Below are 25,374 nucleotides of genomic sequence, written 5' to 3'. Positions count from 1 at the left end.
GTTGTCAGCGCGTCCTGGGAGGTGTGACGGCGTCAGTGCGCGAGCTCGGGGGTCTCCGCCGGGGCTTCGGCCGGGACCGGCTGGCGCGGCGCGCCGCCCTTGGCCGGCCGCTCGAACTTGTAGCCGACGTTGCGCACGGTGCCGATCATCTGCTCGTGCTCCGGGCCGAGCTTGGCGCGCAGCCGCCGCACGTGGACGTCGACCGTGCGCGTGCCACCGAAGAAGTCGTAGCCCCAGACCTCCTGCAGCAGCTGGGCGCGGGTGAACACCCGGCCGGCGTGCTGCGCGAGGTACTTGAGCAGCTCGAACTCCTTGTAGGTGAGCTCGAGGGTGCGCTTGCGCAGGCGCGCGGTGTAGGTGGCCTCGTCGATGACCAGCTCGCCGACCCGCAGCTCGGCGTCGACCTGCGCGGAGCCGCCGTCGCGGGTCGTGACCAGCCGCAGCCGGGCGTCGACCTCGGCCGGGCCCGCGGTGGGCAGGAGGATGTCGTCGGTGCGCCACTCGGCGCTGACCGCCACCAGGCCGCCCTCGCCGACGACGGCGATGATCGGCGTGGCTGCCTCGTCTTCACCGGCGCCCTTGAGCAGCCGGCAGAGGCTCTTCGCCGAGGCCAGGTCGCTGCGGGCGTCGAGGACGATGACGTCCCGGTGGCCCGCGTCGAGCAGGGCCGTCACCTCGGGAGGACGGACGCGTACGGTGTGCGGCAGCAGGTCCAGCGCCGGGAGCACCGAAGTGGCGTCGGCTTCCGCAGTCAGCACCAGAAGGTCCAGGCTCATGAGCCGCACCGCCTTCACAAATCGTCGCCGCACGATGGCGTTGTCCGGTGCTAAGTGAGAATAGCGGCTCGACGGCCCGGCACCTAACCCTTGCTGGATCGATCACACCTGGAGAAACACCGGTGGACCCGACGAACAGGAGAACGGACGCGATGGTGAGCAGGCCCGTGACCCGGGACGACCGACCCGGACCGACGCCGGACACGCGGCGCCGCGGCCGCCGGGCCCGGCGCTGGGTGATCGCACTCATCGTGCTGGTGCTCCTGCTGGTCGGCGCCGATTTCGGGGCCGCCGCGTACGCCGAGCACATGATTTCGCAGAAGGCGCGCACGCAGCTCCAGCTGAGCGACGACCCCTCGGTGACGATCCACGGCTTCCCGTTCCTCACGCAGGCGCTCGGCGGTGACTACAGTCACATCAGCGTCTCGGCCGCCGGCCTCCCGGTCGCCGACAAGCTGCAGGACGTCGCCGTGAACGCCGAGCTGGAGAACGTGTCGGCGCCGCTGTCCGACCTCACCTCGGGCAACACGAAGGCGATCACCATCGGCGAGCTGACCGGCTCGGTCACCATCAAGGCGGCCGACCTCGCCCGCCTCTCGCCGCTGGACAAGATCAAGGACCTGCGGATCGAGCCGTCGAGCACCGCCTACGTCGAAAACGGCGACGCCGGCCAGAGCGAGCCGACGCCGACCACCACGACCGGCGCCGACGGCCAGCCCGTCGACGAGTCGAGCACCGGCGTCCGCATTTCGGGACACCTTCAGTTCGCGGGCAAGGATCTGGAAATCTTCTGCTTCGCGATGATCGAAGCCGACGCGAAGGGCGGGACGATCAACTTCGTCCCCAAGCGGCTGCAGTTCGGGAATGACCAGGAGACCACGGTCGTTCCCCAGGCGGTGCAGAAGGCGCTGATGCCGAACTTCAAGGCGTCGATCAGCACGAAGGACCTGCCGCTGTCGGTCACCCCGACCGGCGTGCGGGTGCAGAGCGGATCGGTCACGATCAAGGGCGAAGCGACCGATGTGTCCTTCGCGGACTTGAGCAAGTAGCAGAGGAGCGGTGCGGTGACGGGACTGTGGGTGCTCGCGGTGACGCTGGTGGCCGCGGTGGCCGTCGGCGTCCTGCTGAAGGCCCGCAACGGGCGCGTCCGCAAGGCGAAACCCGTCGCGCGCGAGCTGCCCGGCCCCGTCGCCGCCGCCCTCGACCCGGCGTCCGCCGTGACGCTGGTCCAGATCTCCACCACCTTCTGCGCGCCCTGCCGGCACGCGAAGGCCGTCCTCGGTCCGCTCGCCGAGCGGACCGAGGGCCTGCACCACGTCGAACTCGACGTCACGAACCAGCCGGAGGTCGCGCAGTCGCTGTCCGTGCTGCGGACGCCGACCACGATCGCGCTGACCCCGGACGGCCGGGAGCTGCTGCGCGTCGGCGGCGTCCCGAAAGGACCCGAGCTGTTGGCCGCGCTGCAGCCGCATCTCACGACTCGGACGTCCTGACCAGGGACCTTCCCGTCAATTGGGATTTCTCCCAGAGTGTGAACGTGGTTCCCACTCTGAGGGAGAGCTGGGTACGCTCGCACCCGTGACCAGGCTGAGCACTTTCCTCACGCAGCGACGCGCAGTAGACCTCTGCCGCGTCCGCAGCAGCCTGTGTCGCGCTTCGTCCGACCGGCGCTGAACCACGCCCGTCCCCGCCAGCCCTGATGCCGCTGACACGTGCCGTTCGCACGTAATCTCTTCGCTCCAGCTGGAGGATCCATGTCCGCCGGACCGGCCGTCGACCCGCGAGGCCCGCGGTTCGCCGCCATCCTGACCACGATCGTGCTCGCGGTCGTCCTGGTCACCCAGTGGTGGCCGTTGCTGGCGATCCAGACCGTCGTGTTCGCCATCGGCGCGTTCGTCGGGCTGAAGCCGGCGCCCTACTCGATCGTGTACCGCTCCCTGGTCGCCCCACGCCTGGGCCCGACCGAAGAGCGCGAGGACGCGGCCCCGCTGCGGTTCGCGCAGGCGGTCGGGTTCGTGTTCGCGCTCGTCGGCACGATCGGCTTCGCCGCGGGGATCACCCCGCTAGGCATCGTCGCGACGGCCTTCGCGCTCTTCGCGGCCTTCCTGAACGCGGCCTTCAACTTCTGCCTCGGCTGCGAAATGTTCTTGCTCATCAAACGCTTCACCCCCGCCCGCGCGTCATAGAAGTTCAACCCCAGAAAGAGAGTCCGTTCCATGAGCCGTGAAGACGTCCTGGTCACCACTCAGTGGGCCGAGGAGAACCTGGACACCCCCGGCGTCGTGTTCGCCGAGGTCGACGAGGACACCACCGCGTACGACGGAGGCCACATCCGGGGCGCGGTGAAGTTCGACTGGCGCAAGGACCTGCAGGACGGGGTGCGTCGCGACTTCGTCTCCAAGGAGGGCTTCGAGAAGCTCCTGTCGGAGAAGGGCATCTCGAACGACGACCGCGTGATCCTGTACGGCGGCAACAACAACTGGTTCGCCGCCTACGCGTACTGGTACTTCAAGCTGTACGGCCACCAGAACGTCCAGCTGCTCGACGGCGGCCGCAAGAAGTGGGAGCTCGACGGCCGTGAGCTGAACTCCGACGAGGTCAAGCGCCCCGCCACCGAGTACAAGGCGCAGGACCAGGACCTGTCCCTCCGCGCGTTCCGCGACGAGGTCGTCCAGTCGATCGGCGCGAAGAACTTCGTCGACGTGCGTTCGCCGGACGAGTTCTCCGGCAAGCTGCTCGCCCCGGCGCACCTGCCGCAGGAGCAGTCCCAGGTCCCCGGGCACATCCCCGGCGCGCTGAACGTGCCGTGGGCGAAGGTCGCCAACGAAGACGGCACCTTCAAGACCGAGGACGAGATCAAGGAGCTCTACAAGGACGAGGGCATCGACGAGGGCAAGGGCACCATCGCCTACTGCCGCATCGGCGAGCGCTCCTCGATCGCGTGGTTCGCGCTCCACGAGCTGCTGGGCTACGAGGACGTCAAGAACTACGACGGTTCATGGACGGAATACGGCTCGCTCGTCGGCGTGCCGGTCGAGTTGGGAGCGAAGTGATGGCGGTTGACGACAGCTGCGGCGCACCGGTCCAGGTGGCCACGCCGGCGGACTACGACACACGCGGCCAGGTCGTGCTGGCCGGCAAGGTGACGGGCGAGAACGGCCCGGTCGGCGGCGCGTTCGTCCGCCTCCTCGACGGCGGCGGCGACTTCACCGGCGAGGTCGTCTCCTCGGCCGACGGTGACTTCCGCTTCTACGCGGCGCCGGGCGACTGGACGGTTCGCGCCCTGCACCGCACGGGCAACGGCGAGGCCACGGTCACGGCCGAAGGCCCCGGCGTCCACCAGCTGGCGATCTCGGTCGCCTGAGTCCAAAGCCGTGAAGGCCTCCTTACCGGCCATAAGAGCCGGTAAGGAGGCCTTCACGGCTTTTCGGCCTGGTGACCGTGCTCACCGCGGCGACCCTGCGCCGGGCCGCCTGGGACCGGGCGGACTATCCTCCGAAGCGTGGAAATCCTGTTTACGACCCTGCTGGTGCTGGCGGGCATCGCGATCACCTGGTTCGCCGTGTACGTCGTCTACCGGCTGTACGCGGACCAGCGCTGACCCATGACCGCCAGCGGCGACGAAGCCATCGTGGCAGCGGAGAAGCGCGCGGAGAGCACCCGGGCGCGCAACCTCCCGCTGTGGGACGACCTGCCCATCCCCAACGACACCGCGAACCTGCGCGAGGGGCCGAACCTCAACGACGCCTGCCTCGCGCTGCTGCCGCTCGTCGGCGTGTGGCGCGGTGAGGGCGAGGTCGACTACCCGACCATCGACGGCCCGCGCAAGTTCGCGCAGCAGCTCACGATCTCGCACGACGGCCGGCCCTTCCTGATCCACGAGGCCAGGGCCTGGCTGCTCGACGACGACGGCAACGTCATCCGCCCCGCCGCCCGCGAGTCCGGGTTCTGGCGGCCGCAGGAAGACGACACGATCGAGCTGCTGCTCACGCACAACACCGGCATCATCGAGCTGTACTACGGCAAGCCGCGCAACCAGACGTCCTGGGAGCTCGGCACCGACGCGGTGGTCCGCACGGCCACGGCGAAGGACGTCACCGCCGCCCAGCGGCTGTACGGCCTGATCGACGGCTCTCTCGGCTACGTCGAGGAGCGCGCGATGGTCGGCCAGGAACTGCAGCCCCACAGCTCCGCCCTGCTGCACCGCGTCGTCGGCTGACGCGGTGCGCTGGCGGCGGTGTGGCGAGGACGCCGCCCTGCTCGACTGCGACTCGCTCGACCAGATGCGCGCCGCGCACGCGACCGTGCTGGCCGAACGCCCGGCCGGCGTCGTCGACCTCGTGCCCGGCGCGCGCAGCCTGCTGGTCGTCGGGGGCGTCGCGGCGGTGCGGGCGCTGCTGGACGGCGCCGACCTCACCCACCCGCCCGGAGGCGAGCCGCGCGAAGTCACCCTCGACGTCCACTACGACGGCGAGGACCTCGAGCTCATCGCCTCGGACGCCGGGATCTCCGCGGAAGCGGTCGTCGAGCTGCACACGGACGCCGTCTACACCGTCGCGTTCACCGGGTTCGCGCCCGGCTTCGGCTACCTGACCGGCCTGCCCGAGCCGCTGCGCCAGCCGCGCCTGGAGTCGCCGCGGACCCGCGTCCCGGCCGGCTCGGTCGGGCTGGCGGGCGAGTTCACCGGCGTCTACCCGCGGGAGTCACCGGGTGGCTGGCGGCTGCTCGGGCACACGTCGGCGACGCTGTTCGACCCGCACGCGGACCCGCCCGCGTTGTTCGCGCCGGGTGACCGCGTGCGCTTCCGGAGCGTCCGGTGAGGTCCCTGGAAGTCCTCGACCCGGGCCGGTACGCGCTGGTCGAGGACCTCGGCCGGCCCGGCTACGCCCACCTCGGCGTCGCGCCTTCCGGAGCGCTCGACGCGGCGTCGCTGCGGCTAGCCAACCGGCTGGCCGGCAACGCCGAAGCCGCCGCGGGGGTCGAAGCCCTGCTCGGCGGCTTCTCGGCGCGGTTCTCCGCCGCGGTGACGGTCGCCGTCACCGGCCCGGCGGTCGCGGTCGCCGTCGACGACCGGCCCTTCGGCTCCCACGTGCCGGTGCCGGTGCGCGCCGGGCAAACGTTGTCGGTCGGCACCCCGGCGACCGGCCTGCGCTGCTACCTGGCGGTGTCCGGCGGCATCGCCGTCGACCCGGTGCTGGGCAGTCGCTCGCGGGACGTGCTCTCCGGCATCGGCCCGGCGCCGCTGCGCACCGGCGACGTGCTCCCGGTCGGCGCGCCCACGGGCGTCCCGGCGGGCGCGGACGTCGTCGTCCCCGTCCCGGCGCCGGGCGAGCTGGTGGTGCCGGTGACGCTCGGCCCGCGCGACGACTGGCTCGACGACGCGGCCGGCGGGCTCTCGGCGTGGTGGACGGTCACGGCCGAGTCGAACCGCGTCGGCCTGCGCCTCGACGGGGCGCCGCTGCGCCGGGCGATCGACGGCGAGCTGCCCAGCGAAGGCGTCGTCACCGGCGCGGTCCAGGTGCCGCCGAGCGGTCAGCCGGTGGTCTTCCTCGCCGACCACCCGACGACCGGCGGCTACCCCGTCGCGGCCGTCGTCCGCGCGGGTGCGCTGGGCGCGCTCGCGCAGGCCCGGCCGGGCACCCGGGTCCGGTTCCGGATGTCCTGAAAGTCCGGTACCGCCGGGAGAGTGAGACCGCGGTCACGGGGTGCACCCGTCCGGGTAGGGGCTGGAACCATGTCGCACCGCCGCCCGTCCTGATAGTCGTGGAACAGGTGACGATCAGCGGTGGCGCGGGTTTCCTCGACGTGAACACGCGGGCCCGTGCGGAGCTCCCGCAATCGCTGCGGATCGCACTGGCGACCGGGCAGCTGCGCCGCCCGCTGGCCACCACGCTCGGGCCCGTCCTCGACCTGCTCGTCGACGGCGACTACCGCGTCAGCGGCCCCGAACGGCTCGCCGCGGACCAGGAGCTCACGCCGACCGACACGTGGCCGCCGTCCGACGAGGCCCGCGTCGGGTACTACCGGACCGCCATCCGCACCGGGCACCGGCCGGTCGCGGTGGTGCTGGCCGACGGCGAACGCGAGCTGATCATCGACGGCCACCACAAGATCGCCGCGTACCGCGCGGAAGCGGTCGCGCCGGCGGTCGTGCGGATCACTCAGGCGTACTCGGCCTCGTAGGCCGCCACCAGCTCCGCGTACACGGCGGAGGAGTCGGGCAGCCGTTCGCCGTCCAGCGTGTGCACGCGGGTCAGCTTCCGGACGCTCGAAGCCATGAAGACGCCGTCGCCCTCGACGAGGTCGCGGACCGTCAGCGGCTCCACCTTGATCGCCCAGCCCGCCTTCTCGGCGCCGCGGAACAGCGCGGCCTGGGTGGTGCCCGGCAGGATGCCGATGCTCGACGGCGGCGTGTAGAGCGTCCGGCCCTTCGCCAGCACGACGGTCGACGTCGGCCCTTCGAAGATCGAACCGTCGGCGGCGGTGAAAATCACATCTTCGGCGCCGCGCCGGCCGGCTTCGCGCACCGCGGCCATGTTCACCGCGTAGGACAACGGCTTCGCGCCGAGCAGCAGCCAGGGCGCGCGCTCGGCGAGGTCCGGCGGGAAACCGCGTTCGAGGGTGATCGCGGCGACGCCGTCCGCGCGGGCCTTCAAGATCGACGGCGGCACTTCGGCGCCGAGCGCGAACCCGGTCGGCTTCGCGGCGGGGTCGCCGTCGGATCCCCTGGTGTACACCAATTTCAGCGTCATTTCGCGGCCGCCCGTCCACCGATCGAGTACGACCTGGACGACCCGCTCCCAGGCGGCGAGGTCGGGCTCCGGCAGGTCGAGCATGGCCGCCGACCGGGCCAGCCGCTCGAGGTGCGGCCGCAGCTCACGGGGCTGGCCGTCGACGACGAGGATCGTCTCGAAGACGCCGTCGCCGCGCAGCAGACCGAGGTCGTCGACCTTGATCTGGGCGGCGCCGGGGTCGGCCGGGGTTCCGTCGAGGAAGACGAGGACGCGCATGCGGCCACCGTACTCACCTAGGCTGGGCGGTATGCCGTACCGCTCGCCGCTGCTGGACGTGCCCGGATCGATCCCTTCTCCTGACGACCACCCCGAAGCCGGCGTCCCCTGGCACTGGGGAGACCCCTTCGCGGAGCAGCGCACGGCCTCGCGCGGCGCGGTCGTCATCGACCGGTCGCACCGCGAGTTCCTCGCCGTGACCGGCGAAGAGCGGCTGTCGTGGCTGCACCTGGTCATCTCGCAGCACGTGACCGGGCTCGCCGAAGGCTCCGGCACCGAGGCGCTGGTCCTCGACAGCCAGGGCCGCGTCGAGACGCACATGGTGGTCGCGCACGTCGACGGCACCGTGTACCTCGACACCGACCCGGGTCCGAGCGTCACCAGCGCGCTCCCCAAGGGCGGCCCCCAGACGCTGCTCGAATACCTCGAGGCGATGAAGTTCTGGTCCAAGGTGGACCTCCGCGACGCGACCGGGGAGCTCGCGCTGCTGACCGTGCTCGGCCCGGACGCCGAGCGCGTGCTGAGCGCGGTCGGCGCCGAGATCGGGCCGGAGCCGTACGCGGTGGCGGCGCTGCCGGGTGGCGGCTTCGTGCGGCGGATGCCGTGGCCAGGCCGGTCCAGCGTGGACCTGGCGGTCCCGCGCGCGGCGCTGCTCGACTGGTGGAAGCGGCTGACGGACGCAGGCGCGCGGGCGGCGGGCAGCTGGGTGTTCGACGCCTTGCGCGTCGAGTCGCTGCGGCCCCGCCTGGGCGTGGACACCGACGACCGCACGATCCCGCACGAGGTGGGCTGGGTCGGCTCGGCCGCGCACGTCGCGAAGGGCTGCTACCGCGGCCAGGAGACGGTGTCGAAGGTCCACAACGTGGGACGCCCGCCGCGGAACCTGCTGCTGCTCCACCTCGACGGTTCGCCGGAGGTCACGCCGGAGCCCGGCGACCCGCTGCTGCTCGACGGCCGCACGGTCGGCCGGATCGGCACGGTCATCCAGCACCACGAACTCGGCCCGATCGCGTTGGCGCTGGTCAAGCGGTCGACGCCGGTGGGCGCGGAGCTGCTGGCGGGCTCGGAGGACAACCTCGTCCAGGCGGCGATCGACCCCGACTCGGTGCCGTCGGAACTCCCCGCCCCCGGCCGTGCGGCGGCGGCGCAACTCCGTGGCTGAACGAAAGCCCCTGACAGCGAGATCACGCTCAACCGGGATAAACTGCGCTGTGATCGAAGTGCGGCCCGGCGGCAGGCGGCGGATCGACCGCGTGCTCGGCCCGGGGTACCTCAGCGGCTTGGGCGAATTGCCGTTGAAGGTGCTGCGCGAGCGGCGCGACGAAGCCGCGCAGGAAGAGACGGACCTCTCCTACCTGCGCCGGCTCCTGCACGCGCGGATCGACATCGTGCGCGCGGAGCAGGCGCGGCGCAGTTCCGGCGGCGAAGCCAGCATCGTCGACCAGCTGGCGACGATCCTGGCCGACAACGCACTGGGCCCGGCGGCGGGTTCGGGCCGCCACCAGCAGCTGGAGCCGTCCCGGGCGGGCGAGCACCGCCGGCACGCGGAAGCGCTGATCGGCGACACCGACCTGACCGACGTCGGGTCCCTCTCGGACGAGAAGCTCGCCTCCGCTTTGGACACCTACGCGAGTGAAGAGCTGTCGGTGTCGTCCTTCCGCCGCGAGGTCCAGGGCGTGATGGACACGTTGAACGCGGAGATCGCGAAGCGCTACCAGCAGGGTTCGGCCACTGTGGACGAGCTGCTGGAAAGCGAGCGCGGACGCGGCGAGGCCCCGTGACCAACCCGGTCCTCGCCGAGGTCGTCCGGTCCGGCTTCGTCGAAAGCGTGCACCGCGGCGCCCTGGTCGTGACCGGCCCCGAGGGCGAAGCCCGCCTGGCCCTCGGCGACGTGACCTCGCCGGTGTTCCCGCGCTCGTCGAACAAGCCGTTGCAGGCGGTCGGCATGCTGCGCTCGGGCCTGGACTTCGACGGCGAGGACCTGGCGCTGGCGTGCGCGTCGCACTCCGGCGAGCCGGGCCACGTGAAGCGGGTCCTCGAGCTGCTGGCCGCGGCCGGCCTGCACGAGGACGACCTGGCCTGCCCACCGGACTTCCCGCTGCACCTCCCGAGCATGCGCGACGCGGCCGAGCCCCGGCGCGTGATGATGAACTGCTCCGGCAAGCACACGGCGATGCTGACCACCTGCCTCCGCGCGGGCTGGCCGACGTCGGGTTACGAGAACCCGGACCACCCGCTCCAGCAGGAGATCGCGGCGGCGGTGGCGGAGCTGACGGGCGAGCCGATCGCCCACACGGGAGTGGACGGCTGCGGAGCCCCGCTGTTCGCCTTTTCCCTGACCGGTTTGTCCCGCGCGTTCGGCCGGGTGGCCTCGGCACCGGACGGCCCCGCCCGCCGAGTGGCCACGGCGATGCGAGCGCACCCGTGGCTGGTCGCCGGCACCGGCCGCGAGGACACGGCGTTGATGTCCGCGGTGGACAGCCTGGTTTCGAAGGCGGGCGCGGAGGGCGTGCAGGCGTTCGCGTTGCCGGACGGCTTCGCGGTGGCGATCAAGATCGACGACGGCAACAAGCGGGCGTGCGCCCCGCTGGCGGTCGCGGCGTTGCGGTACTTGGGCGCGGACGTGACAAGCCTCCCGGAACCGGCCAACGGCTCAATCCTGGGCGGGGGCCGGCCGGTCGGGGAGATCCGGGTCCCGGAACTGCACGGCTGAGACAACTCTCGCTGGGCTGGACCGGTCGCCGGTCGTGTCCGGCTGGCTCGGCGCGACCTGCGCCGCGGGTTCGGCCAGCTGGGCGGCAGCTGCCCGAGCGGCGGGATCGCAGGCTGGGCGACTGCGCGCTCAGCAGCGGGGCCAGGCAGCGGCGCGAAGCCTGCTCGTCACCGGTGGCGGCACCAGGCTCAGGCGCCGGCCGGTCGCGGTGGGCCGGCTCAGTTGGCGCGTTCGCGGGAGGCCAGGTCGCCCCAGAACTCGCGCAGGTCCGAGAACAGCTCGGCCAGCTCCTCCACGTTGCCCGAGCGCAGGGCGTCGAGGATGTCGTGGACCTCGTCCGCCGTGTTGTCGGCTTCCAGGACCGCGTCCGCGAAGAGCTGGACCAGGCCGCCGTAGTCGAGCTCGATGACCGAGTCCGGGTGGAAGTTGTCCAGCCAGCGGCGGGTCTCGAAGAGCACCCGGCCCGGGCCGGAGTCGCCGAAGGTCTGTTCCAGCAGGTCGCCGGCCTCGCGGGCGCGGTGCTGGGCGTCGGCGAGCGTCGCGCGCCAGGACAGTTCGCGCTTCGGATCGTCGCGGCCGGTGCCGAGGACCAGGCGGCGGTCGTCCGGGTCGACCAGCACGAACCAGGGCAGCGGGACCGTCCACGTCGTCGACAGCGTGTGGGCCGCCGTCGTGCTCAGGTCCGCCATCGCCGACTTGGTGCGGGCGCGGATCGTCTCCTGGGTGAAGCCGCCTTCGTCGAGGACGACGTTCTTCAGCGCCGGGTGCGCGTCGCCCAGGAACGTCACCAGTGCGGCCGCCGAGCGGGCGCGCAGTTCCAGTGGGCAGACCAGCGGGCCGACCTCGGCCTTGCCGCCCGGGACGTCCGCCGGGTCGAGGACCAGGACGTCGGTCAGCAGGCTCGGCGCGGGACGGCCGTCGGCGAGCTCGGCGGGCAGCAACCGCCGCGGGGCGGCGACCTGTGACTTGAGCCACATGGCCTGCTCGCGAGTGCCCGCGTCCGTCCGCCGCAGCTTGGCCGCCGCGACGGCCGCGCGCAGCCGTTCGTCCGGTGGGTCGCCCAGGGCGAGCAGGGGTTCGTACACCCGCAGGTAGGCCACGAAGGGACGGAGCACAGGTAGATCGTGGCACGTCTACCTGCGCCGATCGCCACCGACCGGCCGGTAACCGGTGTCCGGCCGACACTGTCACCACCGGCACACCGTGCCACGTCGCATCGAACCCCCCGGACACGGTACGGTGTGAGCAGGAAAGAATTGTCGAGACGATGCGGGGCCGCCGATTCCCCCGGCCGCCCCGCCCCTGTGCGAGGGGGTCGAGCCATGGGGCGCGGCCGGGCTAAGGCCAAGCAGACGAAGGTGGCGCGCGAGCTCAAGTACAGCTCGCACGAGACCGACTTCGATGCTTTGCAGCGCGAGCTGTCGAGTGGTTCCTCTAGTGGTCACTATGAGGAGCCTGAGTCCGATAGCGATGATCAAGACCCGTACGACGACCGGTACGACCAGTACCGTCGTTGAGCACGCGTAACCGCGCGAGGGCGTAGCCGGGACATCCCCGGCGACCGCCCTCGCGCGCTGCATGCTGCCCAAGAACGGGCTTGCGAAGCGACGAAGGAGTGAGCCGGTGGTAAGTCGGGTTGGAGTCGTCGGTGCGGGCCTCATGGGGTCCGGCATCGCCGAGGTGCACGCACGGTCCGGCTTGGACGTCGTGGTCACCGAGGTGAACCAGCCGGCGCTCGACGCGGGCAAGGCGCGGATCGAGAAGTCGCTGCAACGCGGCGTCAAGAACGGCAAGCTCTCGCCCGAAGACGCCGAGGCGGCGCTGGGCCGTCTCCGCTTCACGACGGACATCGCCGAGTTCGCCGACCGCGAACTGGTCGTCGAGGCGATCCTCGAGCAGGAGCAGGCGAAGGTCGACGTCTTCCGCCAGCTCGACAAGATCGTCGAGGCCGAGGACGCGTTGTTCGCGTCCAACACGTCGTCGATCCCGATCATGAAGCTGGGCATGGCGACGAGCCGGCCGCAGCAGGTGGTCGGCATCCACTTCTTCAACCCGGTGCCGGTGCTGCCGCTGGTGGAGCTGGTGCCCTCGCTGCTGACGAGCGAGGAGACCGCCCGCCGCGCGGAGGAACACGCGACGACGGCGCTGGGCAAGACCGTGATCCGCTCGCAGGACCGCGCCGGGTTCATCGTGAACTCGCTGCTGGTGCCGTACCTGCTCTCGGCGATCCGCATGATCGAGTCGGGCTTCGCTTCGGCCGAGGACATCGACCGCGGCATGGAGCTGGGCACCGCCCACCCGATGGGCCCGCTGCGGCTGTCCGACCTGATCGGGCTGGACACGATCAAGGCCATCGCGGACTCGATGTACGCGGAGTTCAAGGAGCCGCTGTACTCGTCGCCGCCGCTGCTGCTGCGCATGGTCGACGCGGGCCTGCTCGGCAAGAAGACCGGGCGCGGGTTCTACTCCTACAGCTGATCGAAGGCGACGGGCGCGCCGAACGCTGCTCGGCGCGCCGCCCGGCGCAGGACGGCGAGGATGGCCGGCCCTAGAAGGACGATGGCGACGGCGTTGGTGATCGCGCGGCCGGTGTCCCAGCCGAGGGTCGAGGTCAGCACGGTGTACACCGCGAACCGGTGGAGGTTCTCCAGCAGCGGCGCGCCGGCGACGAAGCCGAGCTGCGTGCTGTCCCCGGCGAGGAACGGCCATGACCACAGGCTCATGAGGAGCCCGAAGAAGTAGGCCGCGAACACGCCGTACGCGACGAGCATCGCGATTTCGGCTTTGCCGCGCGCCCGGGGCAGCAACCCGGCCCCGAGCCCGATGAGCGACGACGCCAGCATCTGGAACGGCAGCCACGGCCCGACCCCGGCGGTGAGCAGCGCGCTCGTGAACAGCGACGTCGAGCCGAGCACGAACCCGAAGCCGGGACCGAAGACCCGGCCGGCGAGCACGAGCAGGAAGAAGACCAGCTCGATGCCCCCGGTCCCGGCGCCGAGGGGTCTCAGGCCGGCGTTGACGGCGGAGAGCACCCCGAGGAGCGCGAGCGCTTTGGCGTCGATGCCGCCGCGGGACAGTTCGGCCAGGACGACGAGGATCAGCACCGGCAGGGTCGCCATGAAGACGAACGGCGCATCGGCGGTGTGGGCGGCCGCGGTGGGCCGGGGGTTCGCGAAGAGGGGCCAGCAGAACATGGCCAGCCCGAGGAGGCTCGCGGTGGTGAGGACCAGCGCGGGCCGAGGGGTGAGCCGGATGGTGCGGGGCTTCGGCGGGAGGAAGTCGGTCATGGCGCGGCTTCGAGGGACCGGAAAGAGCCTGCGCCGACGGCCAGCCGCGTTTGCCCTGAGCGTGGCGCTGAGACGGGCGCACCTCGGTGGCCCGCCGCGCTGAATCGCGCAGGGGCCTGCACTAGGGCGGCGGGCGGCGCGGGCGAGCCCGGCACGACCGGCGTGATCCCGCCGCAGCGCACTGCGCCAACCCGGCGCGGCGACCTCGAACCCTCCCGTGTCCTCATGCCAACGCTTCCGCGACCTCGTCCACCGTCAACCAACGCTCCGGGGCCAGGATCTTCGCCACCTGAGGCGCGAACGCCGGGGAGGCGACGATCACCTCCTTCGTCGGGCCGTCCGCGACGATCTCGCCCTCGGCCATGACCACCACGCGGGTTGCCACCGTCGCCACGAACTCGACGTCGTGGGTGGCCAGGAGCACCGCGCGGCCCTGCGAGGCCAGCTCTCGCAGGATCGCGGCGAAGCGCCTTTTCGCGTGGTAGTCCAGGCCGCGGGTGGGCTCGTCCAGCAGGACGACCGGCGGGGCGGCGGCCAGCTGGACCGCCAGCACCAAGGCCAGGCGCTGTCCCTCCGAGAGGTCGCCGGGGTGCGCTTCACCGGCTACTCCCGGGGACAGGCGGTCCAGCAGCTCACGCGTCGTTCCCGCCGCTACCTGCGACTCCGTGTCCGCCTGTGCGCACTCGGCGGCCACCGAATCCAGGTACAGCAGGTCCGCCGGTGTCTGCGGGACCAGCCCCACGCGCTGACGGGCCGCTCGTGGCTTGAGCGACGCCGGGTCCGCGCCTCCGACGTCGACCTTCCCCGCCGACCTCGGGCCGCTGCCCTGCACCGCCCAGAGAAGCGACGACTTGCCGGAGCCGTTGCGTCCCATCAGCGCGATCACTTCCCCCGGCCCGGCACGCAGGTCCACCCCGCGCACCGCCGAGACATCTCCGTAGCGGACCACCACCCCTCTCACGTCCAGTGCTCGACCGGTCACCGAAAGGCTACGACCCACCACCGACAATTTCTGAAGCCGAGTCCGCAGCGGGCCGGCGAGACGTCGCGCGTCGCGGACCGACAGGGGCAGGGGGGACCAGCCCGCGAGGCGGCCCAGCTCGGCGATCGGGGGTGCGATGTCCGACGTCGCCAGGATCTCCGCGGGCGGTCCGGATCGGACCGAACCGTCGCCCGGCAGGTACAGCAGGCGGTCCGCGTACTGCGCCACCCGCTCCATCCGGTGCTCGGCGACGACCACCGTCGTCCCCAGGTCGTGCACCAGCCGGGTGATCGCCGCGAGGACGTCCTCCGCCGCGGTCGGGTCCAGTGCGGACGTCGGTTCGTCGAGCACCAGCACAGACGGGTGCGCCGTCAGCACCGAGCCGATCGCGACGCGCTGCTGCTGGCCGCCGGAGAGGGTCCGGAGTGGACGGTTGCGCAGTTCCGCGATGCCCAGCAGGTCCAGGGTTTCCTCGACGCGCTTGCGCATGACGTCCGGCGGCACCGCCAGCTGCTCCATCGCGTACGCGAGCTCCTCCTCGACGGTGTCCGTCACGAACCCCGCCAGCGGGTCCTGCCCGACGACGCCGACGACCGAAGCCAGCTCACGCGGCGGATGGGCCGATGTGTCCAGCCCGGCCACGACCACCCGTCCCGCCAGGCGGCCGCCGGTGAAGTGCGGGACGAGCCCGTTCAGCGCGCCGAGCAACGTCGACTTGCCGGCGCCGGTCGGGCCCGCGACCAGGCACAACTCGCCTTCCTCGACCACCAGCGACACGTCCGAAAGCACCGGCCGCGAAGCGTCCGGGTAGGTCACCGTGACCCGCGAGAACTCGATCACCGGACGACCTCCGACAACGACGGCGGCGGGGGCGCGACGAACGCCGGCAGCACCGCGACCAGCACGGACAACGCGTGCACCCAGGAAACCTCCGGCCAGCGCAACGGACTCAGCGAGGGGAACAAGCGACCCGGGTCGACCCGCGCGGTGACGAACAGCAGCGCGCACGCCCCGACCCCGGCCGCGACGACCAGCGTCTCCGGCCAGCCCCACGGGTCCGGCCGGTACGCCGTCCGCCGCACGCGCCGGCCGCCGAGGACGAACCCGACGACCGCCACCGCCAGCCCGGCCGCGAGCAGCGGCACGCCGAGCCACGACGACGTCCCGTCGAGCACGCCGTAGACGCCGACGCACACCCCGACCAGCCCGGCCAGCACGCAGGCGGCGATCAGCACCCGCAGCCCGGCACTCAGGTACGCCCGGCGCCCGTAGCCCCGGGAGTCCATCGCGGCCGCCAGCCGCAGCGACCGGTCCATCGCGTCCTCCAGCACCGGCACCACGATGCCCTTGACCGCCCGTATCCCGCGAGTCCGCCCCGCGCGCAGCCGCCGCGCCCGCCGGACGCGTTGCACGCTCTCGACGAGCTGGGGCGCGACCGTCAGCGCCACCGTCACCGCCGTACCGACTTCGTACAACGCCCCCGGCACTGCCTTGAGCAGGCGTTTCGGGTTCGCCAGCGCGTTCGCCGCGCCGACGCAGACCACCATCGTGGCCAGCCGGAGGCCGTCGTAGAAGCCGCCGAGCAGCTCCTCCGCCGACGTCGGCCCGAGCAGGGACAGCCCAGCGGCGAGCGGGATCCGCGGCAGCGAGAACAGCACGTGCCCGCCGTCTTCGCCGCCGACCAGGATCCGGAAGACCACGCGCGAGGCGACGATCACCGCACCGACGTAGGCGTACAGCCGGAACGCCAGCGCCCAGGGCGCGTCACTCCGCCGGTTCGCGACGACGAAACCGGCGACGGCGATGATCAGGCCGAGCAGCAGCGGGTTCGTCGTGCGGCTGGCGGCGACGGCCAGCGCGAGCGCCCACGCCCACCAGGCGCCGGGGTGCAGCGTCCTACTGCGCACGCCGGCGACGCGCCACGACGATCGCGGCGCCGCCGACCACCACGATCACGACCGCGCCGATCACCAGGCCCCACGGGAACGAACTGCCCGGTTCGGCGGGCGCCGGAGCCGCCGTCGCGGCTTGCCGCACCGGGGCCACCTTCGGCGGCGACGGCAGGTCGTCGGCCGTCTTCGGCCGCGCGAACGCCCAGCCTTCGAACCCGCCGGCCACCGGCTTCGCGGTCTGCGCGCCTTCCTGGCTCGACGTCCAGGTGCCGCCCGCGGAGGCGTGCCAGTAGCTCCAGTACGCCGTCGCCGACGGCATCCCCGCGCACGACTCGACGTCGGGCCCCGGCTGACCCGCGATCCGGCAGGCCACCGCCAGGCCGTACTTCTGCGAGCCGGCGACCTCGATGCCGGCGTCCTGCAGGGCCGCGATGCCGTTCGCCGGCGTGCCGGGCGCGCAGCGGATCACCGGCTGCGGGCCCAGGTCGCCGAAGTCGACGACCACCGTGACGCCGCCACCCTCCGGGCAAGCCCCGTCCGTGCCCGCCGCCGACGCGGGCGCGGCGCCCACGAAGGCGGCGCCGAACAGGAGAGCGCAAACGACGGCGAAACGGGAGGCGATCATGCAGGCACTTTAACCAGGACGGCCCCCGCCGAAGGTGCGGTTCCGGCGCGACGAGCACCACACCTAGACTGCGGGCCGTGGGACAGCTCATCGCGGACGGACAGCTGCGCGTCGGCCTGATCGGCGCCGGGCCCTGGGCGAAGACGGTGCACGCGCCCGGCATCGCGGATCACCCCGGCACGGCGCTGACCGCGGTCTGGGCCCGGCGGCCGGAGGCGGCGCAAGCGCTTGCGGAGACGCACTGCGCGAACACCGCGGGCAGCGTCGAGGAGCTGTTCGAGCAGGTCGACGCGGTCGCGCTCGCCGTACCGCCGTCGGTCCAGGCCGAGCTGGGCGTGCACGCGGCCGAAGCCGGGAAACACCTGATCCTCGAGAAGCCGATCGCCGCCGATCTCGACGGCGCACGTCGGCTGGCCGACGCGGTCGCCGCTGCCGACGTCGCCGCGCTCGTCGTGCTGACCCTGCGGTACTCGGCGCAGACCCAGGAGTGGCTCGCCGACCTCGCCCAGGCGGGCGGCTGGGCCGGCGGCGGCGCGCGCTGGCTGTCCGGCGCCCTGCTGGGTGGCCAGTACGCGGCGTCCGAGTGGCGCCAAGACGACGGCGGCGCGCTGTTCGACATCGGCCCGCACGCGCTCGACCTCCTCGACGCGGCGCTCGGCCCGATCACCGGCGTCGTCGCCGCGCGGCAGAGCCCCGGCGACCTCTGGCACCTGATGCTGGCCCACGAAGACGGCGTGATCAGCACCGCCACGCTCTCGTTGCGGCTGCCGGTGCAGCCGACCGTCGTCGAAGTCGCCGTCTGGGGCCAGCACGGCTACCGGACGCTCGGGCGCAAACCGGGCTCGGCACAGGAGTCCTACACCGCGCTTCTGGATGATTTCGCGGCGATGATCGCCAGCGGTACGACGACCCACCCGTGCGACGTCCGGCGCGGGCTGCACCTGCAGACGCTGCTCGACCAGGCCCGTCGGCTCGCCGAGTAGTACACAGGCCCCTCCCGCGCGTTTCCGTTGCGGGACAACGGTTTCCGCCACCATCCCCCATTTCTTCCACAGGGTTGTCCACAATCTCCACTGTGGACAGTGCGCCTCCCGACCGAACCACGGCGGGACGGACTCCGCCACCGGAAAAGATCACCGAATAGTGCGGCTCGCTCGGACTGCCGAGTCGATCTTGCAATGCGAAGGTGATTTCGAGTGGAGGGGTTCCGAGAGAGGAGGCGCATGGAAGCCCTGCTTCGCGCCTTCTGGGGGATGATTCCGATTTCCGCGATCGCGCTGCCGTACGCGCTGCTCGGCTGGCCGCTGCTCGCGGCCCGGCGCCGCCGAAGACTCCCGGCCCGCTTCGCGACCGCGACAGCCGGCGTCGACTGCGCCGCCCTGCTCGTTGCCTTTCTGGTGTTTTGCCTGGTCATCCTGCCGGTCGGCGACTCTTCCGAGAGCACTCTCGACCTCGTTCCCGGCGCTGACATCACCGCGGCGTTCGCCGACGACGGTTCACTCTGGCAAGTGATCGGCAACGTCCTGCTGCTCTGCCCGCTCGGTGCCCTGCTGCCGCTTCGGGTGCGCCGGCTTCGCACACTTTCGCGCGTCGCGCTGGCCGCGCTGCTCGCCTCCCTACTGGTGGAAGGTACGCAATATCTGATCCACTCCGGCCGGGTCACCTCGACCGACGACGTCCTGCTGAACACCGCGGGCGCGACGCTCGGCGCGGCGCTGAGCCGCCGCGGCTGGCGCGCGCTGGACCCGCCACCACCGGTGCCGGTGGCGATCCCGGCGCAACGGCGGCGGATCTGCGAGTCGCCGACGCTCACGATGCGCGTGCCGCGTTCGGTGTGGGACGCGCGCTACGCCGCCATCGCGCACCCGAAGCGCCAGTAATCCGGTTGCGGCTCGTGCGAAACTGAGCGCGAAGAGCCCCTTCGAGTCAAGGAATGACCGCCTATGCCTGGCGCCGCTTCCGGCGTCGGCCCCCGCTAGGCCCGACGCCCAGCGATTCGCCCGCAAGCCGGTGAAGCGGCTGCGGTTCCTTGACGTGCTTTCGAAAGGCTCGAATGTCCGCCATCCAGACGTATGTCCGCACCACCGCGCCACGCGGCCGGGAAACCGAGCAGGTCGGCCCGTTCCTCGCGACCTACTCGCCGGGCACGGCGCACCCGATGCTCAACTACGCGATCCCGGACGACGGCGCCAAGCCGGTCGCGGCCGAGATCGACGCGCTCACCGCGGCGTTCCGGCGGCGGGACCTGCTCCCGCGGCTGGAGTACTTCACCGACGTCGCCCCCGACCTGGAGAACCTGCTGGTCGAGGCGGGGTACGCGCTCGAACGGCGGGTGCCGCTGATGACCTGCGGCCCCGCCGACCGGCTCGATCGGCCGGTGCCGGCGGGGATCCGGCTGCGCGCACCGGAGTCCGATGACGACTTCCGGCGCCTGCGATCGGCGCAGAACACGGCGTTCGGCGAACCCGCGGAGATCGGCGACGACGAGGTCGAGAAGCTGAAGTCGGGCGTCGAGGCCGGCGTCCGGCACCTCCTCGCGGAGGACGACGGCGTGGTCGTCGGCGGCGGGCTCGCGCTCGAAGTCGTCGACGGCACCACCGAGATCGCGGGCATCGCGGTGCTCGAGCCGTACCGCGGGCGCGGGATCGCCGCGGCGCTCACCGCGCGGCTCACCCGCGACGTCCACGAGGCCGGCGCGCACACGGCGTTCCTCACCCCCGGTGACCTGGGGATCGGGAACGTCTACGCCCGGGTCGGCTACCGGCCGGCCGGGGAGTGCGTGCACCTGAGCGCCGTTGCCGAGCCGGCCAAAAGCAGGCCGACGCCAGGCGGCACGCGACCGTAGTCACGAAGCTGTGGCCGTGGCTGTGGCCGGATCGGCAACCAATCAGCACAGTTAGTCGTCGAAGCGGCCGGAGCGGCCTCTCTTCACGTCGCTCCGGCGCTTCTTCGACGCCAGGCGGCGCTCCTTCGAACCGCGGGACGGCTTCGTGGGGCGCCGCGTGGCGGGCGGCGGTGCCGACGCGTCGAGCAGCAGGTTCGCCAACCGCCCCCGCGCCGCTTCGCGGTTCTGCAGCTGCGACCGGTGCTCGCTGGCCGCGATGGTCAGGACGCCGTCGACCAGCCGAGGCTCGAGCGCGGCCAGCACGCGGTCGCGCAGGTGCTCCGGGATCGACGGCGACGCGGCGACGTCGAACGACAGCTCGACGCGCGAGTCCGTGGTGTTGACGCCCTGACCGCCGGGGCCGGACGACCGGGAGAAGCGTTCGCTGAGCTCGGCCTCGGGGACGACGAAGCGGGAGCCGACGACGACGTCCCCGGTGGCCACGGTCAGAACCGCGGGTGGTCGCCCGAGAGCACCGCGCGCGGGCCGTCGACGTCGCCGGCCGGCTGCACGTCGCCGAGCACCCACGCCGGGACGTGCCGCGCGGTCAGCATGGCCAGCGCCCGGTCGACGTCCTCGGCACCGACGATCGCGACCATGCCGACGCCCATGTTGAAGGTCTTCTCCAGCTCGGCGCGCTCGACCTTGCCGCGGTGGCCGATCAGCGCGAACACCGGCGCCGGCGTCCAGGTGCCGCGGTCGAGCCGGGCGACCAGGCCGCGCGGCATGACGCGGGCGAGGTTCGCCTCCAGGCCACCGCCGGTGATGTGCGCGAACGTCCGGACCTCGGTCTCGGCGGCGAGCGCCAGGCAGTCCTTCGCGTAGATCCGCGTCGGCTCGAGCATCTCCTCGCCGAGCGTGCGGCCGAACTCCTCGACGTGCCCGCCGAGCGGCATCCGGGCGATGTCCAGCAGCACGTGCCGGGCCAGGGAGTACCCGTTCGAGTGCAATCCGGACGAGCCGAGCGCCAGCACGACGTCACCCGGGCGCACCTTCTCCGGCGAGAGCAGCTGCGAGGCCTCGACCACGCCGACGCCGGTCGCCGACATGTCGTAGTCGTGCTCGCCCATCAGGCCCGGGTGCTCGGCGGTCTCGCCGCCGAGCAGCGCGCAGCCGGCCTGGACGCAGCCCTCGGCGATGCCGCCGACCAGCGCGGCGATCTTCTCCGGGTGCACCTTGCCGACGGCGATGTAGTCCTGCAGGAACAGCGGCTCGGCGCCGGTCACGACCAGGTCGTCGACGACCATGGCGACCAGGTCGATGCCGACCGTGTCGTGCTTGTCCAGCGCCTGCGCGACCGCGATCTTGGTGCCGACGCCGTCGGTCGAGGACGCGAGCACCGGCTCCTTCCACTTGTCGAGCTTGAGGGAGAACAGCCCGGCGAAACCGCCGACACCACCCATGACCTCGGGGCGGGTCGCCCGCTCGGCGTGCGGCTTGAGCAGCTCGACGGCTTGGTCGCCGGCGTCGATGCTGACGCCGGCGGCGGCGTACGTGGCGCTCGTGGACTCGCTCACGGTGGAAGGACTCCCTACTGGACTGTCACGGACGCCGGACGGCGTCTTCGGCACCGTACCCGGCGGGGCTGACCGGGGTCGCCGCGCCATTGACCGAGTCGAGGCTTTCGAGCAGGTGCTTCCCGATCAGCGCGTCCTCCGGGAGCGGGATCGGGTACTCGCCGGAGAAGCACGCCGTGCACAGCCGCGACTTCGGCTGCTCCGTGGCCGCGACCAGGCCGTCCAGGGAAATGTAACCCAGGGAGTCGGCCCCGATCGAACGCCGGATGCCGTCGAGGTCGACGCCGTTCGCCACCAGCTCGGCCCGCGACGCGAAGTCGATGCCGTAGAAGCACGGCCACCGCACGGGCGGCGACGCGATCCGGACGTGCACCTCGAGCGCGCCGGCCTCCCGCAGCATGCGGACGAGCGCGCGCTGGGTGTTGCCGCGGACGATCGAGTCGTCCACCACGACCAGGCGCTTGCCGCGGATGACGTCGCGCAGCGGGTTCAGCTTGAGGCGGATGCCGAGCTGGCGGATGGTCTGCGACGGCTGGATGAACGTGCGCCCGACGTAGGCGTTCTTCACCAGGCCGGTGCCGTAGGGGATGCCCGAGCCCTGCGCGTAGCCGATCGCGGCCGGCGTGCCCGACTCCGGCACCGGCATCACGAGGTCGGCTTCGACCGGCTCCTCGGTGGCGAGCCGCCGGCCGATTTCGACGCGGGTGGCGTGCACCCCGCGGCCGGCGATGGTCGTGTCGGGGCGGGCGAGGTAGACGTACTCGAAGACGCAGCCCTTGGGGTCCGGGCCGGCGAAGCGGGAGGAACGCAGGCCCTCGGCGTCGATCGCGATGAGCTCGCCGGGCTCGACCTCGCGGACGAAGGACGCGCCGACGATGTCGAGGCCCGCGGTCTCACTGGAGACGACCCAGCCGCGCTCGAGCCGGCCGAGCACCAGCGGGTGCACGCCGTGCGGGTCACGGGCCGCGTACAGCGTGTTCTCGTCGGCGAAGACCAGGCAGAAGGCGCCCTTGAGGGTGGGCAGCAGCTCCATCGCGGCGGCTTCGATGCCCTTGTCGGCGGCGTTGGCCGCGAGCAGGCCGCAGACCAGGTCCGAGTCGCTGGACGAGCCGGTCAAGCCCGCGTGCGGCTTGAGCCCGGCTTCGATGGTGCGCTCGCGCAGCTCCGCCGTGTTGACGAGGTTGCCGTTGTGCGCGAAGGAGAGGCCGCTGCCGGTCGCCGTGGTGCGGAAGATCGGCTGGGCGTTCTCCCAAATGGTCGCGCCGGTGGTCGAGTACCGGCAGTGCCCGACGGCGATGTGCCCCTGCAGCGACTGCAGGATCTGCTCGTCGAACACCTGGCTGACCAGGCCGAGGTCCTTGAAGACCACGATCTGCGAGCCGTCGGAGACGGAGATGCCGGCGGCCTCCTGCCCGCGGTGCTGCAGGGCGTAGAGGCCGTAGTAGGTCAGCTTCGCGACTTCTTCCCCGGGAGCCCAGACGCCGAAGACGCCACACTCCTCACGGGGTTCCGGGTCGGGCTGGTCGGACACGACTTGCGGGTCGGAAACCACCGAGGAGCTCCTGGGAAGACGTGGTCAGGCCGATTTCAGTGTAAACGGTGCCGACATGAGTCAGGCCCCGCCCGGAGTGGTTCTGACCACTTCGGACGGGGCCCGCAAGCTTGGGTTCCTAACACGCATCCGGCAACGAGAGGATCTCTGAGAGCACCTGTGCGCCTTCGCCGCGGCGGCGCCAAAGCCACCGCTCCGGCTCGAAGATGTTGTCTTCGGTGCCGGGCATCCGGGTCGCCACTACATCGTCCTCGGCGTTGAGCCGGACCACGTCCACCACGTCGTCGTGCACCCGCACGCCGACGACGGCGAGGACCTCGCCACTCTCGTCGGCGGGGTGCACGAACTGGTAACCGCGAGCGACCAGCTCCTGCAATCCGGTCTCGATGTCGAAGACGGAGGCGACGGCCTCAGCCGAGGACATCGTCGAATTCACCGTCCTTGGCACCGGCCAGGAAGGCCGCCATCTCCGCGCGCGTGTAGACGAGCGCGGGACCGGTCGGGAACCGCGAGTTGCGCATCGCGATCTCGCCGGTGGACAGGGGTGCCACCTCGACGCAGTTGCCGTAAGCGCCGCTGTAGCTCGCCTTGCGCCACTGGGCGCCGGAGAGCCGATCGGCCGGGATGCCGTTCTCGAGTCGCTCAGCCATGTTCCCACCTCTCGAAGCTGATTTGCCCCGGGCGTCGCATCTGCATGTGCATTTGCCCGCGTATCGAAGGCTAGCACGTGTGCCTGCAATGGTAAATGCACGTGCAGAATTTCATGCAAAGTTGGCGGACGGTAAAGAATCACCTGGTCACGGTTCACCTTTCGGGTGATTGGCCGTTGCCCTTTCGGGTTAACAACTACGAGTAGTTACCGGTGGATGGGAGCGTTCTGGGGCGGGGACTCCGGAGAGTGACGACGGAAAGCGGCGGCAGGCGGGGCGGCGGGCTCGAGCGTCGCGAATGACTCATTGGGGACGCCGGAGGTCGCGAATGAGTCATTCGCGACCATCGGGTCGGGTCCCGCCGACCTGAAGGGGACGTTGCCGGCATCTGATGACCTGAAGGGGACTTTCCTGGCATCACATGACAGGAAAGTCCCCTTCAGGACACCGCGAGCAGCGGGACCGCCGGGGGTACCGGACCACCGCGACCTCGCCGGAGCCCTGACGCCGAGCGTCGCGAATGACTCATTGGGGACGTCAGAGGTCGCGAATGAGTCATTCGCGACCATCGGGGCAGGTCAGATCTCCGCGCGCCGCTTCGCCAGCAAGGCACGGCTGCGGTCCGGCGTCTCCGAATCGACCGCCAGCATGTCGAGCGCGCGGCTGTACTTCTCGATCTCTTCGCGCTTCTCGATGTAGTGCGCGCCGGTCAGGTATTCGATGTACGCGATGTTCGGCAGTTCCGGTTCGCCGAACCGCAGCAGTGAAAACGCGTGCTCCGCGGACAGCCCGCTGCGCGTGTACGGCAGGACCTGGACCGACACGTGGGGCAGCGCGCTCATCTCGAGCAGGTATTCGATCTGCTGCTTGAGGACCTTCACGCCGCCGATCGGCCGGTGCAGGACCGACTCGTCGAGCACCATCCACACGCGGGGCGCGTCCGGCCTGCTGAACATCTTCTGACGGCGCATGCGCAGCGCGACCAGCTGGTCGACGCGCTCGTCGGCCATCTCCGGGCGGCCGTGGCTGAAGATCGCGCGGGCGTACGGCTCGATCTGGAGCAGGCCCGACACGTAGATCGGCTCCCAGATCTGGATTCGCGCGGCGGCTTCTTCGAGGCCGACGAGGTCGGTGAACCAGTTCGGCATGGTGTCGCCGAAGCGCCGCCACCAGCCCGGCTCGTTCGACTGCTTGACCATGTCGAGGAACGTCTGGCGCTCCGTCGAGTCCTCGACGCCGTACATCGTCAGCAGGTCGGTGACGTCGCGTTCCTTGAAGCCGACGCGGCCCAGTTCCAGCCGGCTGATCTTCGACTCGGACCCGCGGATGTTGTACCCGGCCTGCTGGCGGGTGATGCCGGCTTCTTCACGGAGCCGCCTCAGCTGCGAGCCCAGGATCATGCGGCGCGCAGTGGGGCCGATGTTCTGTTCTCCTGCGGACGCGTTCACCGCGTTCATTCCCGGACCTTCCGCGCTCACGTCACCAG

The 25,374-nt window shown here is 71.6% G+C and carries 30 protein-coding genes; 17 read left to right on the top strand and 13 right to left on the bottom strand.

The window, feature by feature from the left end:
• Positions 1 to 32 precede the first annotated feature (32 nt).
• On the bottom strand, positions 33 to 776 hold the full coding sequence (locus SD460_RS08210; protein ID WP_290057369.1) for a winged helix-turn-helix transcriptional regulator: 744 nt from the start codon (positions 774 to 776) through the stop codon (positions 33 to 35).
• A gap of 152 nt (positions 777 to 928) precedes the next feature.
• Between SD460_RS08210 and SD460_RS08205 the strand changes: the two genes are divergently transcribed.
• The 9 genes from SD460_RS08205 (at position 929) to SD460_RS08165 (ending at position 6,959) form a co-directional block, all read left to right on the top strand.
• The gene (locus SD460_RS08205; RefSeq protein WP_290057370.1) at positions 929 to 1,825 is read left to right on the top strand and encodes an LmeA family phospholipid-binding protein; all 897 of its coding nucleotides are present in this window, start codon (positions 929 to 931) and stop codon (positions 1,823 to 1,825) included.
• A gap of 15 nt (positions 1,826 to 1,840) precedes the next feature.
• Positions 1,841 to 2,269: a TlpA family protein disulfide reductase gene (locus SD460_RS08200; RefSeq protein WP_290057371.1), complete on the top strand. Its 429-nt coding sequence runs from the start codon at positions 1,841 to 1,843 to the stop codon at positions 2,267 to 2,269.
• A 261-nt stretch (positions 2,270 to 2,530) separates the two neighbouring features.
• Complete coding sequence (locus tag SD460_RS08195) at positions 2,531 to 2,962, top strand: DUF4395 domain-containing protein (RefSeq protein ID WP_290057372.1); 432 nt, start codon at positions 2,531 to 2,533, stop codon at positions 2,960 to 2,962.
• A gap of 30 nt (positions 2,963 to 2,992) precedes the next feature.
• Positions 2,993 to 3,829, top strand: a complete 837-nt coding sequence (locus SD460_RS08190; protein WP_290057373.1) for a sulfurtransferase — start codon at positions 2,993 to 2,995, stop codon at positions 3,827 to 3,829.
• Entirely contained in the window at positions 3,829 to 4,140 is a 312-nt protein-coding gene (locus SD460_RS08185) for a DUF1416 domain-containing protein (protein ID WP_290057374.1), read from the top strand. The genes SD460_RS08190 and SD460_RS08185 overlap by 1 nt, the downstream gene beginning before the upstream one ends.
• 240 nt (positions 4,141 to 4,380) lie before the next feature.
• A complete protein-coding gene (locus tag SD460_RS08180) occupies positions 4,381 to 4,995 on the top strand; it encodes a heme-binding beta-barrel domain-containing protein (protein WP_290057375.1) in 615 nt (204 codons plus the stop codon).
• 4 nt (positions 4,996 to 4,999) lie between these two features.
• The gene (locus SD460_RS08175) at positions 5,000 to 5,596 is read left to right on the top strand and encodes a 5-oxoprolinase subunit B family protein (protein ID WP_290057376.1); all 597 of its coding nucleotides are present in this window, start codon (positions 5,000 to 5,002) and stop codon (positions 5,594 to 5,596) included.
• Positions 5,593 to 6,441 (top strand): 5-oxoprolinase subunit C family protein, encoded by an 849-nt coding sequence (locus tag SD460_RS08170; protein WP_290057377.1) that lies wholly within the window; start codon positions 5,593 to 5,595, stop codon positions 6,439 to 6,441. The genes SD460_RS08175 and SD460_RS08170 overlap by 4 nt, the downstream gene beginning before the upstream one ends.
• Positions 6,442 to 6,539: 98 nt before the next feature.
• The gene (locus SD460_RS08165) at positions 6,540 to 6,959 is read left to right on the top strand and encodes a hypothetical protein (protein WP_290057378.1); all 420 of its coding nucleotides are present in this window, start codon (positions 6,540 to 6,542) and stop codon (positions 6,957 to 6,959) included.
• On the opposite strand, the gene SD460_RS08160 is transcribed toward SD460_RS08165, so the two are convergent.
• A complete protein-coding gene (locus SD460_RS08160) occupies positions 6,938 to 7,786 on the bottom strand; it encodes an aminodeoxychorismate lyase (protein WP_290057379.1) in 849 nt (282 codons plus the stop codon). The genes SD460_RS08165 and SD460_RS08160 overlap by 22 nt on opposite strands.
• 31 nt (positions 7,787 to 7,817) lie before the next feature.
• On the opposite strand from SD460_RS08160, the gene ygfZ reads away from it, so the two are divergent.
• From ygfZ to SD460_RS08145, 3 genes are read left to right on the top strand one after another with little or no spacing between them, the layout of a single operon-like run.
• Positions 7,818 to 8,948, top strand: coding sequence for a CAF17-like 4Fe-4S cluster assembly/insertion protein YgfZ (ygfZ, locus tag SD460_RS08155; protein ID WP_290057380.1), 1,131 nt, complete (start codon positions 7,818 to 7,820; stop codon positions 8,946 to 8,948).
• Between the two features lie 49 nt (positions 8,949 to 8,997).
• Entirely contained in the window at positions 8,998 to 9,567 is a 570-nt protein-coding gene (locus tag SD460_RS08150; RefSeq protein ID WP_290057381.1) for an RsiG family protein, read from the top strand.
• Positions 9,564 to 10,499 carry an asparaginase gene (locus SD460_RS08145; protein ID WP_290057382.1) on the top strand — a complete coding sequence of 312 codons (936 nt, stop codon included), beginning with the start codon at positions 9,564 to 9,566 and terminating at the stop codon, positions 10,497 to 10,499. Before SD460_RS08150 ends, SD460_RS08145 begins: the two co-directional genes overlap by 4 nt.
• Before the next feature lie 218 nt (positions 10,500 to 10,717).
• Here SD460_RS08145 and SD460_RS08140 read toward each other — a convergent pair whose 3' ends face one another.
• Positions 10,718 to 11,614, bottom strand: coding sequence for a DUF8083 family protein (locus tag SD460_RS08140; protein ID WP_290057383.1), 897 nt, complete (start codon positions 11,612 to 11,614; stop codon positions 10,718 to 10,720).
• A gap of 207 nt (positions 11,615 to 11,821) precedes the next feature.
• On the opposite strand from SD460_RS08140, the gene SD460_RS08135 reads away from it, so the two are divergent.
• The gene (locus SD460_RS08135) at positions 11,822 to 12,016 is read left to right on the top strand and encodes a DUF3073 domain-containing protein (protein ID WP_290057384.1); all 195 of its coding nucleotides are present in this window, start codon (positions 11,822 to 11,824) and stop codon (positions 12,014 to 12,016) included.
• A gap of 61 nt (positions 12,017 to 12,077) precedes the next feature.
• The gene (locus tag SD460_RS08130; RefSeq protein WP_290057385.1) at positions 12,078 to 12,977 is read left to right on the top strand and encodes a 3-hydroxybutyryl-CoA dehydrogenase; all 900 of its coding nucleotides are present in this window, start codon (positions 12,078 to 12,080) and stop codon (positions 12,975 to 12,977) included.
• On the opposite strand, the gene SD460_RS08125 is transcribed toward SD460_RS08130, so the two are convergent.
• The 4 genes from SD460_RS08125 to SD460_RS08110 form a co-directional block, all read right to left on the bottom strand.
• Entirely contained in the window at positions 12,968 to 13,786 is an 819-nt protein-coding gene (locus SD460_RS08125; RefSeq protein WP_290057386.1) for an ECF transporter S component family protein, read from the bottom strand. The two genes, SD460_RS08130 and SD460_RS08125, sit on opposite strands and share 10 nt — an antisense overlap.
• A 223-nt stretch (positions 13,787 to 14,009) precedes the next feature.
• Entirely contained in the window at positions 14,010 to 15,608 is a 1,599-nt protein-coding gene (locus SD460_RS08120; RefSeq protein ID WP_290057387.1) for an ABC transporter ATP-binding protein, read from the bottom strand.
• Positions 15,605 to 16,675: a CbiQ family ECF transporter T component gene (locus SD460_RS08115; RefSeq protein ID WP_290057388.1), complete on the bottom strand. Its 1,071-nt coding sequence runs from the start codon at positions 16,673 to 16,675 to the stop codon at positions 15,605 to 15,607. The genes SD460_RS08120 and SD460_RS08115 overlap by 4 nt, the downstream gene beginning before the upstream one ends.
• Entirely contained in the window at positions 16,665 to 17,285 is a 621-nt protein-coding gene (locus tag SD460_RS08110; protein ID WP_318306031.1) for an SCO2322-related protein, read from the bottom strand. Before SD460_RS08110 ends, SD460_RS08115 begins: the two co-directional genes overlap by 11 nt.
• Positions 17,286 to 17,362: 77 nt before the next feature.
• On the opposite strand from SD460_RS08110, the gene SD460_RS08105 reads away from it, so the two are divergent.
• The 3 genes from SD460_RS08105 to SD460_RS08095 all read left to right on the top strand — a co-directional run bounded on the left by SD460_RS08105 (position 17,363) and on the right by SD460_RS08095 (position 20,130).
• The gene (locus tag SD460_RS08105; protein WP_290050550.1) at positions 17,363 to 18,268 is read left to right on the top strand and encodes a Gfo/Idh/MocA family protein; all 906 of its coding nucleotides are present in this window, start codon (positions 17,363 to 17,365) and stop codon (positions 18,266 to 18,268) included.
• A gap of 240 nt (positions 18,269 to 18,508) precedes the next feature.
• Positions 18,509 to 19,165, top strand: a complete 657-nt coding sequence (locus SD460_RS08100) for a VanZ family protein (RefSeq protein WP_290050549.1) — start codon at positions 18,509 to 18,511, stop codon at positions 19,163 to 19,165.
• Positions 19,166 to 19,338: 173 nt separating this feature from the next.
• Positions 19,339 to 20,130, top strand: coding sequence for a GNAT family N-acetyltransferase (locus tag SD460_RS08095; RefSeq protein WP_290050547.1), 792 nt, complete (start codon positions 19,339 to 19,341; stop codon positions 20,128 to 20,130).
• Between the two features lie 51 nt (positions 20,131 to 20,181).
• Here SD460_RS08095 and arfB read toward each other — a convergent pair whose 3' ends face one another.
• The 6 genes from arfB to SD460_RS08065 all read right to left on the bottom strand — a co-directional run bounded on the left by arfB (position 20,182) and on the right by SD460_RS08065 (position 25,345).
• Positions 20,182 to 20,613 (bottom strand): alternative ribosome rescue aminoacyl-tRNA hydrolase ArfB, encoded by a 432-nt coding sequence (gene arfB / locus SD460_RS08090; protein ID WP_290050546.1) that lies wholly within the window; start codon positions 20,611 to 20,613, stop codon positions 20,182 to 20,184.
• Positions 20,614 to 20,615: 2 nt separating this feature from the next.
• A complete protein-coding gene (purM, locus tag SD460_RS08085) occupies positions 20,616 to 21,686 on the bottom strand; it encodes a phosphoribosylformylglycinamidine cyclo-ligase (RefSeq protein WP_290050544.1) in 1,071 nt (356 codons plus the stop codon).
• A gap of 25 nt (positions 21,687 to 21,711) precedes the next feature.
• Positions 21,712 to 23,238, bottom strand: a complete 1,527-nt coding sequence (purF, locus tag SD460_RS08080; RefSeq protein ID WP_290050542.1) for an amidophosphoribosyltransferase — start codon at positions 23,236 to 23,238, stop codon at positions 21,712 to 21,714.
• 118 nt (positions 23,239 to 23,356) lie between these two features.
• Positions 23,357 to 23,662: a hypothetical protein gene (locus tag SD460_RS08075; protein ID WP_160704464.1), complete on the bottom strand. Its 306-nt coding sequence runs from the start codon at positions 23,660 to 23,662 to the stop codon at positions 23,357 to 23,359.
• On the bottom strand, positions 23,649 to 23,888 hold the full coding sequence (locus SD460_RS08070; RefSeq protein WP_290050540.1) for a DUF397 domain-containing protein: 240 nt from the start codon (positions 23,886 to 23,888) through the stop codon (positions 23,649 to 23,651). Before SD460_RS08070 ends, SD460_RS08075 begins: the two co-directional genes overlap by 14 nt.
• A gap of 578 nt (positions 23,889 to 24,466) precedes the next feature.
• Positions 24,467 to 25,345, bottom strand: coding sequence for a Sco1979 family transcriptional regulator (locus tag SD460_RS08065; RefSeq protein WP_290050539.1), 879 nt, complete (start codon positions 25,343 to 25,345; stop codon positions 24,467 to 24,469).
• Between the last annotated feature and the right edge of the window lie 29 nt (positions 25,346 to 25,374).

The sequence above is a fragment of the Amycolatopsis solani genome, from assembly GCF_033441515.1.
Taxonomy (GTDB): Bacteria; Actinomycetota; Actinomycetes; order Mycobacteriales; family Pseudonocardiaceae; genus Amycolatopsis; species Amycolatopsis solani.
The sequence above is the reverse complement of the archived record's forward strand: the minus strand, read 5'-3'. Positions and strand labels throughout refer to the sequence as shown.

Excerpts from the sequence above, each read along its gene's own strand:
- SD460_RS08160 (WP_290057379.1), bottom strand. The coding sequence starts at position 7,786 with ATGCGCGTCCTCGTCTTCCTCGACGGAACCCCGGCCGACCCCGGCGCC.
- SD460_RS08190 (WP_290057373.1), top strand. The coding sequence starts at position 2,993 with ATGAGCCGTGAAGACGTCCTGGTCACCACTCAGTGGGCCGAGGAGAAC.
- SD460_RS08100 (WP_290050549.1), top strand. The coding sequence starts at position 18,509 with ATGGAAGCCCTGCTTCGCGCCTTCTGGGGGATGATTCCGATTTCCGCG.
- SD460_RS08065 (WP_290050539.1), bottom strand. The coding sequence starts at position 25,345 with ATGAACGCGGTGAACGCGTCCGCAGGAGAACAGAACATCGGCCCCACT.
- SD460_RS08180 (WP_290057375.1), top strand. The coding sequence starts at position 4,381 with ATGACCGCCAGCGGCGACGAAGCCATCGTGGCAGCGGAGAAGCGCGCG.
- SD460_RS08075 (WP_160704464.1), bottom strand. The coding sequence starts at position 23,662 with ATGTCCTCGGCTGAGGCCGTCGCCTCCGTCTTCGACATCGAGACCGGA.
- SD460_RS08135 (WP_290057384.1), top strand. The coding sequence starts at position 11,822 with ATGGGGCGCGGCCGGGCTAAGGCCAAGCAGACGAAGGTGGCGCGCGAG.
- SD460_RS08205 (WP_290057370.1), top strand. The coding sequence starts at position 929 with ATGGTGAGCAGGCCCGTGACCCGGGACGACCGACCCGGACCGACGCCG.
- SD460_RS08130 (WP_290057385.1), top strand. The coding sequence starts at position 12,078 with ATGCTGCCCAAGAACGGGCTTGCGAAGCGACGAAGGAGTGAGCCGGTG.
- SD460_RS08210 (WP_290057369.1), bottom strand. The coding sequence starts at position 776 with ATGAGCCTGGACCTTCTGGTGCTGACTGCGGAAGCCGACGCCACTTCG.
- SD460_RS08110 (WP_318306031.1), bottom strand. The coding sequence starts at position 17,285 with ATGATCGCCTCCCGTTTCGCCGTCGTTTGCGCTCTCCTGTTCGGCGCC.
- ygfZ (WP_290057380.1), top strand. The coding sequence starts at position 7,818 with ATGCCGTACCGCTCGCCGCTGCTGGACGTGCCCGGATCGATCCCTTCT.
- SD460_RS08125 (WP_290057386.1), bottom strand. The coding sequence starts at position 13,786 with ATGACCGACTTCCTCCCGCCGAAGCCCCGCACCATCCGGCTCACCCCT.
- SD460_RS08070 (WP_290050540.1), bottom strand. The coding sequence starts at position 23,888 with ATGGCTGAGCGACTCGAGAACGGCATCCCGGCCGATCGGCTCTCCGGC.
- SD460_RS08185 (WP_290057374.1), top strand. The coding sequence starts at position 3,829 with ATGGCGGTTGACGACAGCTGCGGCGCACCGGTCCAGGTGGCCACGCCG.
- SD460_RS08195 (WP_290057372.1), top strand. The coding sequence starts at position 2,531 with ATGTCCGCCGGACCGGCCGTCGACCCGCGAGGCCCGCGGTTCGCCGCC.
- SD460_RS08095 (WP_290050547.1), top strand. The coding sequence starts at position 19,339 with ATGTCCGCCATCCAGACGTATGTCCGCACCACCGCGCCACGCGGCCGG.